Here is a 16,918-nt window from a genome sequence, read left to right as displayed (position 1 = left end):
ACTATAATGATTTATTTTTTCTTCTATGCACAAATAAAATAATAGTGGCTATTGTAAGTAAAATTATACCTACTAACATATAGGTAAACATAGATGTCGCTGTTTCAGGTAGTTTATCATTACTTTCCTCAATAGACTGATTGTCACTTGATGAATTGTCATTATTCTTAGATCCTGAATCTGTTTCTACTTGTGCAAAAACTCCATATACGGAAAAATGAGGTACAGATAATGTAATAAAACCATTCTCCACTTCACCATTTCGCTTTTCCCATACATTCTTCCCTTCATTAAAGTAATAAATGCTTACTTCTTTTTCATTATATTTCTTCTGATCATAACCTAACGTTAACTTAAATGGTCCTTCAGAATTTTTATTGTCAGGATATTTAAAATGGACATCTAAAACATCGCCTGCAATCACATAACCAGGATGCTGGATGTCTTTTGTTTCTAGTCTATTAATCATTACGGTAGTTCCTACCGGAAGATCATCTGGCAACGTAATGGATGCGTTTGTACCTTCCACCTCAAGCGTTGCTCCAGCAAATACTGGTGTTTCTTCTCCGATCTTGATAGATGAAGTGTAAATGGTAATTTTAATTTGCTTGTTAAAGCTAGCAAAGGAAACATTCAAGTTAGTAACACCTGCTTGTTTCGCAGATATTTTCCCTTGCTTTGTTACAGTCGCGATACTTGAGTCCTCTATATGGAATTCAGCATCTTTCGTAACGTCTTGAGACGATCCATCACTTAATCGAGCAGTGACTTCTACAGTTGCCTTCTCTTTTTTGGAAAGGGAGATATCCTGGTAATTAAGTTCTATATCCACCACAACTGGTTCATTAGGAAGATTAATAGATTCCTTGAAAGTTGTTACAGCCTTCTGCAACTTAGATACCGCTTGATCGACTCTACTTTGGGCGTTGGATTCCAATGCTTCTTTCGCTTTGCCAATTGCACGAATAAGCTTCTCATTTGCAGATTTCGGATACTGACCTGGCTCTGTTCCAATTTCTGCATCTTCCAACAAGTCCTCCGCTTTTTCAATCACTGCCGATAAATCACTAGTATCTACAGATGGATACTCTACTTCAATCTTTAACTTATTGGAGTTCACTTCTGTTCCATTCATTGTAACTTCAGCCATCACTTCAATGAAATCCAGCTCGTCTGTATCTTTGGATAACGTAAGCCTGTCGTTATCAAATACTACAAAATCACTGTTATTGCTGTTAAATTTAATCGTTGCATTGCTCAGATTAGCTTTTGAATCATCACTCATCCAGCCTTCCACATGAAGCATAGTATTTTCTCCGGGTTCCAGAGATAACTTATCAGCAGATAATTGAATTTTTTCTAGAACAGGTTTAGCTATTACTGTTATTTTTGCTACAACTTTGACATCTGTACCATTGATGCTACCTCTCACTTCAAAGCTTCCGGGTTTCTCCAGTTGAGAGGGATCAATAGGATTCCATGTCACTTCAAGCTGTTGTCTCGATCCATCTTCATATGTTACCTCGATAGATGTGGGAATTTCTGGCATAATTCCTGTTTCCGTTTCAACAAGTACTTCTTCTATGTCTGCTATTACCGGAGCTTCTCCACCCTCTTTATAAATTGCATTAACTTCTTCAGCTGTCATGGCGTAGTTATAAATCCGAAAATCATCGAGTCCAGTCTGAATGAAACCATCATTGAATTGTGGATTCGTGTAGCCTAAATATTTGGGATCATCCGTTGCTGTAATACTCTCCAGTCCATCTTCTTCAGCAATCGTTACTTCCTGAGGTTCCCCATTCTTGTAAATCGCCGCTTCCTTTGTATCAGAATCAAACGTTGCGACCACATGTGTCCATTCATTCAAAGGTAGAAATTCGTCTGCAGACTCGTCAACATAAAAGCGATTGAATCCATCTACTACCATAAATGAGGAGTAGCCAGAATCATATGTTAAATACCAGCCTTCTTGGTTCCATCCACCGTCAGGTTTCGCCCAGAAAATATTATTTTTACCCATTTCTCCTGTTCGCTTCATCCAATAGGACACGGTAATATTGGATGGCTGCAGTTCCTGGCTATTGCCAACATCAATAAAATTTGTTTCACCGTTAAATTGAAGGGCGCTACCATTCACACCTTCGATCCAATTTGGTTCCCCATTAAGTTCACCCTCATTACCTTTGGGAGAAGAATCCGTAATAATGGTTCCTTTACCCTCATCAAACGTATACCTTAATACCAATTCTTTTTGGGGTTCTGTTTCAGGTTCCTTTACCGTGACGAAAGCGATAGCTGAAATATCTGTACCGTTTACCTTACCCTTCACTTCAAAGCTTCCTGGTTTCTCGTATTGAGCTGGAGCTAATGCATCCCAAGTCACCTCAACTAATTCTGTACTATCATCATCGAATAACCCCATCACAGTATCCGGTAATATTGGTTCCACACCAGCTTCCGTTGTTACTTCAACTGGCTCTATTGAGATGAGCTCAGGATCCTCTGGCTGTGGTTGCGGCTCTTCGTTTTCAGTTTGTTCCACTGTCACATGTAACAACGCTTCTTTATCTGTCCCTTCTACATCACCACTAACAGTGAATTCACCTTCTTCTGCATAAAGAGAAGGGTCTATTTCTTCCCACGTTACTCCAACATTGACATTATCCATAGAGCCATCATTGTACTGTACTTCTACAGTTGGTGGTAAAAATGGTTCTATTCCTGCTTTTGTTACAATCTGTTGATCTGCAATTGTATTGATGGTAACACTCGATTCCTCTCTTACATAAATAGTTGCTGGGATCATTTGAGAGGATGACGCAAGTGACCCCCAAATAGTAAATTGCGTATCCGACTGCTCCAATTTCTCTTTACTAATCTCATTCCACGTTACCTTCGTATCTTGACGAAGACCGTCAAACACCTTTTGTACAGTTTCCGGCAAATTGGGTTGTTCACCAGTCTGAACACGTACTTTTACTTCTTCAGGATACAGTCCGAGTACAGGTGGTTCAAAAACTTTCCATTCTAGGATTCCCGTCCACTGAACCCCCCTTGTAATCGTCATTCGTAATCCTGTCGTTACTACTGGATCAAATGTTGTCGTATTGTACTTATCTGGTTCTGTGCCCATACCTTCTATAACCTTAACATGTTCCCATTTGCCTTCTTCGGTCATATACTCCAATGTGTAAGATTCTGGCATCAGTATTCCGCCACCATCTGTCCACCAGTATACATCTGATTGATTAATGACAACAGGATCCTCCCAAGTGTACTGGACCCATTCTGTTTCAGAATCGTTGCCCCAGTTACCATAGGCTCCACCGTTTTTGTCTCCAGAATTCTCTGGATCAATGCCGTTATTAATCGCATTCAAGTCTTCCCAAGATGAAACAAAGGAAGTTGATGGCGTCGCACTCTGTGCAAGGTTCATGTTTTCCTGTACCACATCGAGTTCAATATCTTCAGTAGTTGTATACTCCCCATCATCCGCTGTTACTGTTAACACATACTTACCTTCTTCACTAAAACTCGCAACAGTTCTTATAGAGTTTGGGTTATCAAAAATAACTTCCCCTGGTCCAGATGTTTTTGACCACGATATTTCCGGAAATGCTTTAGGTTGTCCATCGTCTTCAACGGAAGCAATGAACCGCTTTTTCATCGGTTGATTGAAATCTTTATCAATGAATACACTTACTTTTGGAGCTTTATTTGGCTCAGCAGGAACTTCTATTCCTGTTTCAAAAACTTGGATTTCTTTTAGACCAACCGCAAAACCAGGGAACGGTCTCATCGAAACCCTTACTTTTTGTGAAGTTACTGCATTAAATTGTACTTCATTATAATTCGCCTGAAGCCGACTTTTCTTTTGATATGGTATATTTACCCATTCTTCACCATTTAGGTACTGGATATTGTAATACAATGGTTCACGATAATTACCTAAATGTTTATCACTGTAGAAGTATAATTTCACGTTATCAAATGTAGTTGATTTACCGAAATCTACTTCAAACCATTCTTGGTCATTATCCGAACCTTTTGTTCCCCAAATTGGATTTGGCGCTGCATAATGATTGCCACGAGTCGTCGGTAATCCACTGACCGTAAAACCATCCACAGCATTCTCTGCCTTTGTTACTTCCTCTGGTGATGTACCTTGTGAGGTATAAGAAGCTTGTACCGGCTTCCCTTTTGCAAGGTTTTCTGCGTTAGACGTTTCCACTGAAAGATCTACACCCGCTTTTTGGAACATATCTACGGCTTTTTCATTGGATGATAATGTGACAGAAGTTGCTTTCTTAAATTCATCTTGCTTCGCTTCACTGTGTAAAATCGATGCTTGGCTTTTTTCGTCCAAAATTGTAACATCACCTGTTGCGGGATCATAGCTTACATGAACTAGATCATCAATCGTGAATACACGCTGTCCATCCAGATAGAGCGAATACCCTTCAGGAGCATTTTCATAGTGTTTGTCATCATCTACTCGATCCCAGACAATCGTTAGATCACTACCATGATATTTTAAATTATTCACCGTGAAGTAATCGTAGCCCATATCAATAGGCCATAGCTCCACCACGTCATCTTCTCTAGGTTTCATCCCTGCTATATCTTCGATAATGGAGAAATTATAAGCACCTAAAATATTGTGATGTATCCAAGAGCGATATTCTATCTGACCTGTTTCTTCATTATAACTATTCCAAAACTCATTGTTATCTGGATATCGGTTGTCTCCATTCTTATATTGTGTCCATGTTAACCATTCGATTAATTTACGGTACATTGTTGGTGTAATATACTCAGAAGGATATTTTCTAATTGCTGTTGCAAACAACCTCGCCTGCAAAGTAGCGTTTATATTGGAGAAATTATTAGTACCTCCTACACCTGCTTCAATAGCTTGCTGTTTGTCATATTGATTAGCAGTAAAGAATGGCATGATTGGAAATTGCTCTCTATCCGCATAAAAGCGTAGTGCTTGCTTGTACTCGTCCGTATTTGGTACTAATTCATGTGTAAACGGTGAAAAGTTTTGCTGGTCTTTCCATGGTACCAATTCATTAGATTCAATATCTCTTTGCTTAAATACTTTGCCATTCTCTCCTTCAGAATCATCCCATAACACATCGAGCAATGATTGTTTAATATTATCAGCTAATTCATTCATCTCCTGGGCTTTCTCTTCTTCACCTAAAATAGAATAGATTTCCGCAGCTGCTAAAGCACCAGAATAATTAAATGCACTTTGATCAGTTCTTTCTTGATCCCGATCTCTCCAATTTAATGCAACGGCATCTGCATCATTTCCTGTAAGCGAGCCCCAGTCATATTGGACAAGGTAATTATTGTTTGTATCATATTTATCCAACTGTCCTTTTACATCGCCTTCTGCATAACGCGCAAGATTTTTTAGGATTTTTTCATCTCCACCATGCACTTTGTAAGATTCCCACGCTTCATCAGCAATCCATTGCTCGTATGTATTATTCCAATGAGCAGGATCACCAGGATTGTCCTGAAACGCAGAATATTTAGAACTTTCTCCAGAAGACAACCAATTACCATAAGAATAAATAGGGTCTCTGAAATATTTCAAATCTTGCATATGCATAGGCTGCGTCAACTGAATCGCATTATTATAACCGAGAATCCCCTCAATCGATACCGGAAATTGAAAATCATTTCCTGGAATGTTGGCATCAACGTAATTATAACGATTCAGGAATGTCCGGTAATAGGACATTTTTTTTATATTTTGATCAGGAATATCAATATAAGGAACGTTTTCATGCCACCACTCGTTATATTCATCCAATTGCGTTAAGTAAGCGGTCTTTGCATCATACTTCTTATAACGCTCGTAGTCAGTGGTTGATTCAGGAATTTCCTTTGTAGTTACCCCCATCTGCACTTTGATAGTAGTTTGTTCACCTGGGTCTAGATCAATTGTTTTAGTTAACACTTCATCCTTTACAGTAAAACCTTCCCCACTTAAACGTGGGTACATGGTTGTTAATTCATATCTTGCTTCTTGCACCCCAGTTAATTCTGTTCCATTCTCACTTGCCGTCCTTGCAATCGGAGAGGATACTATAGCCTCTGTATTGACAACGCTTTCAGAATTGTTTGTAATATCTAATATTGTTACAGCAACATTGTTGTACGTAATAAATTTTCTCTGTTGGATGTTTAGAGTGTTGGTTTCATCGATGTGAGAACTGATCCAATGACTTGGATACTGTTTTCGAGTAGAGGATTCTTCTGATGTATTAAAATCGGTTAGTTGAATAGTATACATATCTTGTTCATTTCCTGTTGGCATTTCACGGTATGCATATCCACCTCCAAAGCCAAGCTCGTTTGGGTTATGGACAAACATATAAAGTGCTCTTCCTTTTGTAAACAAGTCTGAACCGCCTTCAGACCCTTTCCTTTCTAGTATTCTATCTATCCAAAAAGTGTCACCACCTTCTTCGATGTCAATTTTATAGATGTCCTTTAACATGGATCGGGAAGGATCATAGGATACCCTCTCGCTAGGAATCGGATTTTCATCCCCTTGATATTCAGGTGTACCAGGATCAACAGCTTCTGGAATATCATGCGTATAAGCTGCCAAGACAGAGTTGGCATTACCTAGTAAGAGAATCCATATTGCTACTGCTGTAAAAACTCCCTTAAACCATTTCCTCATTATTTCACCTCTCATTTAATCATTTATCACACAGAACTTGTTTTATCACTGTCAACATAATGAAGAAAATCTATCACCTCCTTAAAGTAAACTTATATATTCTACTCTTTAATTGCCCCTGCTGTTAAACCACTAATGATATATTTTTGCAAGGCAATGGAAATAAGAACAATTGGTATAGTTGCAGTCACTGCCGCTGCAGTCATTTGCCCCCAATTTAAGGAATGAATACCCTGAAATTGAGATATGGCAACTGGAACTGTTCTAGCATTGTCAGAAGAGGTAAAAATTAAAGCAAATAAGAATTCATTCCATGATAAGGTAAAGGCAATAATTCCTACTGTTAAAATTCCTGGTAATGACAATGGCAGAACAATTCGAGTGATAAGTTTAAACACACTACAACCATCCATAATCGCTACCTCTTCAATTGCTGGAGGTATCGTTCTAAAGAATCCAGTGAGAATCCAAACGACAAGTGGTGTAAAGTACGCTACATAAGGGATAATTAACGCAAAATAAGTATCAATTGCTCCAATACTTCTTAAAAAGCTGAAAAGCGGACTTATAATAAATATCCCTGGAAATATCGTAATAAATAGAACTAACATAAATAATATATTTTTTAGCTTAAATTGCATACGAGCGAAGGCATATGCAGCTGGTACTCCAATCAAAATACACACCAATGCCGTTACACCAGACACGAAGATACTGTTAAAGATATTGGTCAAAAATCCACTTTGGGTGATTACCGCTACATAATTATCTAAAAAGAATGTCTCTGGTAAAATTTTAACATCGTAAATTTCTCCTTGCTGTTTCAGAGAGGTAAGGACTGTCCACAAATATGGAATAATGTTAATAAGAATAATTAACACTAAACCAATCCAAAACAACAAACTTTTTTTCTTTTTCATGTTTGACTCCTCCATTTTTTTCGTTTAGGTATCCATTTGTTTGTTCATGTTTCGGCTATAGAGGTATATTAATATACCAATAACCGTTACTCCAATTACTGCCATCGCACCACCTAAACCAAAATCGAGATATTGGAAGAACACCTTATAGTTGTAAAGTGTGAATATTTCTGTTGCTTCTCCAGGACCACCACCAGTCATTACATAAATTATATCGATGACATTGATTGTTTGGAGAGTTGTAAAAATCAACCCCATTGCAATGAATGGACGTATTAATGGAAGGGTTATATGATAATACTTTTTCCATGGACTGGCACCATCGATATCTGCTGATTCATATAATTCCTTTGATATCGTTTGAAGACCAGAGATAATAATTAAAGTCAGAAGTGGAGTAGTCTTCCATACGTTCGTTAAAATAACGCTCATCATCGCATGATCAGAAGAAACTAACCAAGGAATATTCTTTTCGATCAATCCTAAGCTTTTCAATATATGATTGATAATTCCGAAGTCGGTTTCAAACATGAATTTCCATGCCTGAGCAGCTACTACCGGTGCAACAGCCCATGGTAATAAAATAGTTGCCCGAAACAATGACCTTCCTTTAAATGCTTGATTGGCAAGCTGTGCAGTAATTAAGGCTAAAATAAGCATCCCAATAACACTTCCAGCAATATATATTAAACTGGTAAGCAGTGATGAAATAAACCGATCATCCTGAAAAAGTGCTACATAGTTATCCAATCCAATAAAGTTTGCTTTTTCTTCTGTATTAGTTAGACGATATGATTGAAAACTATATATAATTGTTGTTACCAGAGGGATAAATACCACCACAATGATCATTGTAAATACAGGCACTAATAACAGGTAAGGTAAATATTTGTATTTCAATGTTAAAACTCCCTTACTTGCGGTTGAAGTGATGTTAAACCCCAACCGCACATCAATTTTATTCTAGGTTTTCCAACTCTTCAGCTAATCCGTCCAATGCCTCCTGAGGACTTAAGTCTCCTGATAGAGCCTGGTGTATGTGAGATTGAGCAATATCAGATAGTTTAGAGTATTGTGGGTGACTTGGACGTACAGATGCATCCTCAAATACTTTTGTATACTCTTCCAAATATGGTGCAGCTTTAATTACTTCTTCATCAGAGTAAATTTCTAGCTGTGTACCTGCATACCCACCATTTATTAGCATTTCTTTTTGATTTTCAACAGAAGTAAACCATTTGATAACTTCCCAGGCTTCCTCCGGATGGTTTGAACTACTAGAAATAGCAAAATTCCATCCACCTACAGAGTTAGCTTTTTGTCCGCCTTCAAACATAAAATTACTTGCTACCCATGTTTTATCTTTTACAGCAGAGTCGTCTGCTTGATTAATAGAATAGACATATCCCCAGTTTGGATTAAATAATGCTTGTCCTTGTGTAAATGGAATTCTTGAATCTTCTGGTGTGGAATTCCCAACTGCCGAAGGAGACACCACTTCATATTCATTCATCATATCCACCATAAATTGCAATGCTTCCACTGCCTCTGGACTATTAACCGTTACATTGCCATCTTCATCAAAGAAATCACCATTGTTTGCGTGTAAAAATTCAGTAAAGCTTACAATTAATTGTTCTGATCTGCCCCAGTGCATGGTGAATCCTTGAATCCCCTCTTCTTCCTGAATGTGCTGAGCAATTTCTACTGCTTCTTCATATGTTTCTGGAACATCGTAACCATATTTCTCTAAAAGATCAGAGCGGTACCAAAGTGGGTGAAGATCATTAAACCAAGGTACTGCCCATGTTTGGTCATTGTATTTCACCGAATCAACCTGACGAGCTATATAATTAGATTGCATATCCTCCGTAAACATTTCATCAAGTGGAAGGAGCCAACCCGATTCTGCAAATTCCGCTGTCCAAACTACGTCCATGTTTACGATATCAAGGTTGTCTGAACCAGCCGATAATTGTGTAACCGTCTGATCATGCATTTGTGAAGCATCATTTGACATTGGGGTAAATTCTAGTTGAATATTGTCATGTTCCTCATTAAAGCGCTGTCTTGCAGCTTCCATTTGTCCTCCTGGATCATTCTCAAATACAGCCATATGGATAGTTACAGCTCCATCCTCACCTTCATTACCTGAAGAATTATAGTTATTATTACTGCATGCAGCCATTACAAAACCAGTACCCACCAATAATAAAAATACAAGTAATTTTTTCATTCTACTTTTCATTTATTGACCTCCTATTTTTCATAATCTTTGCTATTTTCCATTAAGATTCAACTGTGAGTAGAACAAACCACCTCCTCAATATTAGAATACGCTTTCAAACGACTTCGCTAATATGTTAATCGTTTAATCACAAATGATATATTTATGTTCATAACTTGATTTAACCGCTAATAACATATGTAATAACCGTTCTTTTCACAAGTTAATCACCTTTTGATAAAACGTTTAATCATTTTTTTCTTTAGACTATCACAGGTTTTAAAAGTCGTCAAGATTTTTTTTAGATAAGGAAGAAGCCTACACTCTCCTTCCTCTTAAGAATTTAAGTATTCATCACTTGTTGCCAAGTATTATTCCATTTCTTTATACTAACTTTATTCATGCCTTTTTGCACTTCGATGTCATCCATTTCCATATGATAGAACTTTATCTCTTTTGGAAATGCTGCAAAACTAGTAATTGTATATACTCCATCTTCTTCTTTCAATTCCCCATTTACACATATCAGCTTGTCGTTTTCACAATAAACATAAGTCTTTGTGCCAAATCCATCTAAATAGGCGACTAGCTCTTCCCCCATATCCCAGTCATCACCTGTCGCATTACCAGCAAACAACTCAGGCTCATCTTCCATAAATACTGATTGTCCGAAACGATTATGCGATAATCTTCGTTTGTTTAAGTTAGGATAAGCAACACTATAAGTAGAGGCTGCTTCTCCTTTTATTATTCGATTATTTGTGGCAGTCGCATTCCAATCATAACAATACAGTACTGACATCATTGAATTATAAGCAGCATGTAAATACCTTTTGTCGCCTGTAAGTTCAAAAACTACTAGGGCAGAGTGAGAAACAAGTCCTCCCCATAGGGAATGAATCATATAGCTTAATGCCTCCCACCAACGATCAGGATTTTGATGACGAAAATCATTGCTTGTACCGATATTTGCTAGAATTAATTCACCATATCTTTTTGCAGCTTCCACATCTCCATATAGAGACAAAGATTCAGCCGTTGGCCCAAATCCTGCATTATCATAATAATGTTCTGTAATAGCAGCAGTAAATTGTTCTTTTTGGTTAATAATATTTAGACAAAATCTATTCCACAAGTCTTGTAGTGGTTGATATAAATGTGATGAAAAAAATTTTAAATCCTTTAATAGGTCTTTAATAAATAAATTAAAGACACCATTCATTTTTGTTTCTTCTTTTTCACGTTTTTGGGAATGCATGGTTTCATCAAATCGTAAAAGCATCACTTCTGCCGCCCATTGCAAATATGTTTCTCTGTCATTTAATTGCAATGTATCATTACCATAGCAGGACAATAAATAAAAAACATGTGCAACATAATCAAAGTCTATGATTCTATAAAAATCACCATGAATATTAATAGGTTGTTGGAAGTTTCCATTCACAAACCATTTATTTTTTATATAATAAACAGCACTTTTTTCTACTTTTTGAACTTCTTCCTCGTTTATTTCAGATAACAGATTCTTTTTTAAGAGAAAACACAACTTACCTAGTGACTCTCCTTGATTAGAAATGGGTTGAAAACCATATTTATTTGATTGATTACTATCCTCTATAAATGACCGAGTAATCAGATATTCCGCTCTAGAATTAATTATTTCTTCCACCGGAGGCATTACATTAAACACTACAAAATCTGTTCTGTTGTTAGAAAAAATCACTTCTAATTTCTTCTCACCAAGCTGTTCTACAGGAAAACGTATGGAATACTTATTAACAGAAATCTTTTTCAAAAATGAATGAATTGAACTCCTGCTATCTTTCTTTACAAGTATTATATCTTTAATTTCCATTTTTTCTGGTAGCTCTATTACTGCCTGAAATTCATGTTTTGAAATGACAACAGGAGAATAATCAATTGTAGGGTGTAATTGATATTTATTCCTGTCTGCCGATTCCACCATAAACTCAAATGTCCATTCTCTAACCGATCTTGATTCTAGAACATTATTGGTCTTTATCTGATCATATATCCAATCACCATTCGAGAATTCTTTATCAATAAGGATTATTTGGTGAAACAATGCTCCGTCTAGGGAAGGTGATACTTGCTCTCGAAATCGGTTTGTATACCGACAAAATGTTCCTACATTCTTAACAGACCCTTTTATACAATACATTCCAAGGTCAGGTCCCTTATTATCTCTTTTCTTCGCTATTAGTTTTGTAAAATTCTCGGAGATATGTGGAAAAACAGCACACGAATGACTCATATTTCGTGCTACATTTACATCTCTAAACATCAAATATGCTAAAGAAGTCCATATAGCAAACTTATTAATGATTAAATCTTCATCTATAGTACTTTCTAGGGCTATTTGATATTGGAGTGCTCTGTCACTCTCAGTCCTGTATGAGAGAAACAATAAAAAATCTGAGAAGTCATATACAAACACTATCTCATTATCATTTACATTAACTGCAGGAATCATCGTCTTATTTGTGTAGATTTTATGATTTACAATCAGTTCAAAATTTCCAAAAAGTTTGTCATTATCAGGGTAGTTGTGTTCCTCTAAATAATCTTTATCAATGACCCAATTCATGTTGACTGCATCATGAACAATATGAAGTTTATCTAAAATTCCCTTTTCATCTGTTAATAAGGAAAAGTTTTTATTTGATAGGGCATACATTTACATTCCTCCAATATAGTTAAACGATTAATCTTTCGTTAAAAATGGGATTATGAAGAATCCCTCTCTATTAATTCACATAACAATTTTATTTTGTTAGTTTTAATATTGTTACCGTTGATCACATCAATCAATGTTTTAATAGACCTTTCCCCCATATCATGAAGAGGCAGTGAAACAGTGGAAAGCTTCGGTGTGTAATAACTGCTGATCTCACGATTATCAAATCCAAAAATAGCAAGTTCAGCCGGAACATCTAAGTTTAACTCCTTTGCTGCTTTTAGCACACCACCAGCCATTAAGTCGTTCATAGCTAAGATTGCAGAAGGCCTTTTTTCTTCCTTTAGTAGATCCATCGCCATCATATAGCCTGATTCAAATTCCCAATCACCTGTTTTTACATAATTAGGATTGAATTGAATACTACTATCCATCAATGCTTTACAATAACCGTTAAAACGCTCAAGTGCAGATTCTGAATTAATAAGACCACTAATAAGTGCAACTTCTCGATAACCTTTTTTAATCAAATAGTTCGTTGCATCGAATGACGCTTTATAATCATCATAGTTTATCGAGATATCTGTATCATTAGAAGTGTCACAATAAGTATAGACTACTGGTGTATTGCTCTCAGGTAATATTCCGCTCACATTACGACGATGAATCCCAATATAAATAATCCCCTCTACTTGGTTGGATAATAATTGATGAAATAATGGCATTACCATTTCCTTGTAGGTATCTACATCGGGAAATTGATTGCCGAATTTCTTAAACAATCGCAAATTTGTTAATAATATGGAGTAATCATTCTCCTCTGCAAATTCATTTATGCCATCAATTATTTCTGGAGCATTAAATACAGAAAGATCTTCTACAATGACACCAATCGTATGTGTTTTATTCATTTTAAGACTTTTAGCTACTCTGTTAGGTTTGTACTCCATCTCTTCTACAATTTTTAATATTTTTTTTCTAGTTTCTTCTCCTACACGTCCTCTGTTATTTAATACATTGGACACAGTAGCCACTGAAACTTTAGCTAAATCTGCTATGTCTTTTATATTCGCCATTATTCTCAACCTTTTATTCATATTGATAAAACGTTTAATCAATATGATAATACAATATTCTTTTATACTTGTCAAATGAGGTTAATTTTTAAAGCTTCTAAAGGAGAGACTGCGAAGACTCAGAAATTTATGTTCGTTAACCTAAGAAAAGGGATATTGTTTCAATTGTATTATGTTATCTACCATTGGGAAAAAACTGAATAATTATCACAGCTATTGCCTTCTGGCTTTAATTATATAAAGTACCATATTGTATATTGATAAGAAAAAAGAATGAATTTAATCATACAAAAATATTTGAAGATTCTCATTATTATCAATCGTAGCCAATAATATATCGTTCAACTCTACATTATATATTTCCTTTATTTTCATTAACAACCATTGTTCATCTTTTCCAAGCTTTTTTAATTCATGGTAATCTATCATTTGTTCTTTAATAATGACTTTAGTGAAACGAAATGGTTCCATGGCTGTAGTTAAATTAGACTGAGTAATTGGCTGGTATTGAGGATATAAGAATACAGATATAAATCCTCCAGGCTCCCATAATGCAAGTGCAACCTTTTGAATATCTTCTGCTTTTTCCCTTCGTAGTTCGGATAAAAGAAAATCAATCGATATTTTAGCCTTATTTAAATTATAATAATTAATTTTCCCATATTCTACTAGTGGTAGTGGAGAAGGTTCAAATACCTTTCTAATCCCTTGCCACTTCAAGCTCAGTAAAACGCCAGTAAGGTACAAAATTACGAGCACACTTATAGTAATAGTAGACCCTTTTAACCCTAGCTGTTCATCAGACAAAGGGTGTGCAATAATGTTTCCTATTAGCAATGCGATGACAAAATCCAAAAATCTTAGCTGTGAAATTGATCTCTGTCCCATTATCTTAGCTACGAATAATAAAAATAAGAAACTGACAATTGCTCTTAGAGCCCATTCCAAAGCAGTAAGCGATTCCTGACCACCTAAAAAATCCATAAAAACCACTTCCTAGTATATTAAAATGTGATAAAATCTCCCCATTTTATTCTTACCTTTTAAAAATTAGATATGTTATCAATATTTGTATCTTCATAGACAACATAGCCAACCATAAACATCCCTTATGCTTAAACAACAATTTACCAACTCCCCCTTCTACAGGACTTTAGGATATTTATAAAGGGGTAACTTCCATCAAGCCTACAGATAGTCAGCGTGGTAGGATTTGACATACAAGCTCTGATATTGTTTTATCCATTAGTTGATGGTGGTAGTTCTCTATATTTGATTTCATTTTTTCAAGATGTTCTTTACTTTTAAAAAAAGTGAGTAGCTGACTCTCCATATGGTCCCAGCTGTTTAGATAGAAAACCACTCCTAGCTTTTGTAATTGGTGAAGATTGATAACCTCTTGTCCCGGAAGTGCATGATAAATAAAAATAGGCTTTCTTTTCCTTAAGCCTTCACTTATTGTCACTCCACCAGGTTTTGTTAAAATACCGTCTATCGAATCATAAAGTTCATTCATTTCCTTTCTACATGAAATATAGGTTAAGGGAATAAAGAATGGATTATTTAAGCTTTTCAGCCTTTGATACAGCCGGTTATTTTTCCCACATAAGACGAAATATTTTATTTTACCAGTAGTTTCTATGCTTTTTAATAAATCCTCCAACGCCCCTACCCCTAAATTTCCACCAGTCACTAAAATGGATAAAAATGGGGAATGATGTTTCATAGCTGGATTGGTATTTGGCCTGATCTCATGATGAACAGGTATCCCTGTATACCAAATACGTTGTGCTTGAATTCCTTTTTTTATTAACAATTCCTTCATATAAGGAGTAGAAACTAAATGAAAATCGATATACGTTGTCCCCCAAAAGCTGTGTATAAAAAAATCAGTATAAACATTAATCACAGGGGTTTTGATCGTATTTTTTTCTTTCAAGGCATTTAGCATATAAGAAGGCAGTGCATGGGTACAAATTATACAATCTGGTTGCATCTCTTCTACTAATTGTTTCATTCGAGCTAGAAAGAGTAGTTCATACATCCTAAATTTTTTGTTTTGTTCTATATTTCGATAAACACTTTGTTGATATACCCAATTGTATAGATTAGGAAATAAATGGATCCATTTAAGATAGAAAGCTGACACAAAAGATTCCATTTTTCCATAACTATATGACAGTATTTCTGCTTTTTCACATTCCATTCGTGCTTCATTTGATTGAATATCCTGAATTAATGAATCGGCAACTTGTTGGTGACCTGAAGGAATTTTTAAAAATGGGAGAACTAATATCTTTTTTGAATGGATTTTCATGATGCACCTCTTTATAAATCAAAATCTATGTTGGTAGCTTATCCATTTATTACCTTACAAATAAAGGAATTTATTCTGTATAATTAGTACTAGAGGAGTGATATCCATATGTTAATATTTGTTTGTTTATTTATTGTAATTACCTTTTTTATTTTCAAAGCTTATAAAAACACACAAAATATTGTTGTTAAAAAAATTAAAATAGATAACAAAAATCAAAGTACATTTACTTCGAGCTTAAATATTTTACACCTTTCCGATTTGCATCTAGAGAATATTTCTATATCTGCTGATAGATTGTATGAAGAGCTAAAAAATGAAAGCATTGATTTAATTGCCCTTACAGGAGATTTTCTTGATCGAAAACGGACAATTCCAAAGCTTGTCCCCTATTTGAATGCTTTAAATCGATTAAACCCTAAGTATGGTATTTATGCTGTTTTAGGTAATCATGATTATGTTTTAAAAGGAGAAAGCCTACAATATTTGATAGATACACTTAAGAAATATAATTGTAACGTGATGCAAAACAGAAATGAGACGATTTATATTGACAATCAAGCATTAAACATTATTGGAATCGATGATTTCAGTACAAAACGTAGTGATTTAGAAATTTCTTATAAAGATATCCAAAATGGAATGAACTTAGTATTAACACACGACCCTAATATTGTACTTGAAATGAAAAAGTACCACTTTGATTATTTGTTAGCTGGCCATTTCCATGGTGGTCAAATTTGTTACCCAAAAGCATACCATCTTGCGAAAATGGGGAAGCTTGCTAGAATGAATATTATCAAAGGACTTCAATCACAGGATGGACGTCCTTACTATATAAGCGAGGGATTAGGCCAAACCGGGGTAAACATTAGGATTGGAAGTCTACCAGAAATCACGATTCATCAACTATCCATGGCAAAGAGAAATACGAGTTTACTTTCGGCTATTTAGGGGTATCCTGTTAT

9 protein-coding genes are annotated in these 16,918 nt (G+C 35.6%); 1 reads left to right on the top strand and 8 read right to left on the bottom strand.

Annotation, left to right across the window (positions count from 1 at the left end; all coding sequences use genetic code 11):
* Position 1 precedes the first annotated feature (1 nt).
* The 8 genes from ACZ5R4_RS17070 to ACZ5R4_RS17035 form a co-directional block, all read right to left on the bottom strand.
* The gene (locus tag ACZ5R4_RS17070; RefSeq protein WP_464367685.1) at positions 2-6,712 is read right to left on the bottom strand and encodes an Ig-like domain-containing protein; all 6,711 of its coding nucleotides are present in this window, start codon (positions 6,710-6,712) and stop codon (positions 2-4) included.
* Between the two features lie 101 nt (positions 6,713-6,813).
* Positions 6,814-7,632, bottom strand: coding sequence for a carbohydrate ABC transporter permease (locus tag ACZ5R4_RS17065; RefSeq protein ID WP_181397633.1), 819 nt, complete (start codon positions 7,630-7,632; stop codon positions 6,814-6,816).
* A gap of 24 nt (positions 7,633-7,656) precedes the next feature.
* On the bottom strand, positions 7,657-8,532 hold the full coding sequence (locus ACZ5R4_RS17060; protein WP_109985327.1) for a carbohydrate ABC transporter permease: 876 nt from the start codon (positions 8,530-8,532) through the stop codon (positions 7,657-7,659).
* A 58-nt stretch (positions 8,533-8,590) separates the two neighbouring features.
* Positions 8,591-9,880 (bottom strand): ABC transporter substrate-binding protein, encoded by a 1,290-nt coding sequence (locus ACZ5R4_RS17055; RefSeq protein WP_464367684.1) that lies wholly within the window; start codon positions 9,878-9,880, stop codon positions 8,591-8,593.
* A 322-nt stretch (positions 9,881-10,202) separates the two neighbouring features.
* Complete coding sequence (locus ACZ5R4_RS17050; protein WP_464367683.1) at positions 10,203-12,557, bottom strand: hypothetical protein; 2,355 nt, start codon at positions 12,555-12,557, stop codon at positions 10,203-10,205.
* A 50-nt stretch (positions 12,558-12,607) separates the two neighbouring features.
* A complete protein-coding gene (locus ACZ5R4_RS17045) occupies positions 12,608-13,633 on the bottom strand; it encodes a substrate-binding domain-containing protein (protein ID WP_054860291.1) in 1,026 nt (341 codons plus the stop codon).
* Between the two features lie 279 nt (positions 13,634-13,912).
* Complete coding sequence (locus ACZ5R4_RS17040) at positions 13,913-14,617, bottom strand: DUF421 domain-containing protein (protein WP_054860290.1); 705 nt, start codon at positions 14,615-14,617, stop codon at positions 13,913-13,915.
* Positions 14,618-14,831: 214 nt separating this feature from the next.
* A complete protein-coding gene (locus ACZ5R4_RS17035; RefSeq protein WP_109985323.1) occupies positions 14,832-15,950 on the bottom strand; it encodes an MGDG synthase family glycosyltransferase in 1,119 nt (372 codons plus the stop codon).
* Positions 15,951-16,052: 102 nt separating this feature from the next.
* Between ACZ5R4_RS17035 and ACZ5R4_RS17030 the strand changes: the two genes are divergently transcribed.
* The gene (locus ACZ5R4_RS17030) at positions 16,053-16,904 is read left to right on the top strand and encodes a metallophosphoesterase (protein ID WP_109985322.1); all 852 of its coding nucleotides are present in this window, start codon (positions 16,053-16,055) and stop codon (positions 16,902-16,904) included.
* Positions 16,905-16,918: the final 14 nt, after the last annotated feature.

It is taken from the genome of Gracilibacillus sp. JCM 18860 (genome assembly GCF_055395245.1).
The sequence above is the reverse complement of the archived record's forward strand: the minus strand, read 5'-3'. Positions and strand labels throughout refer to the sequence as shown.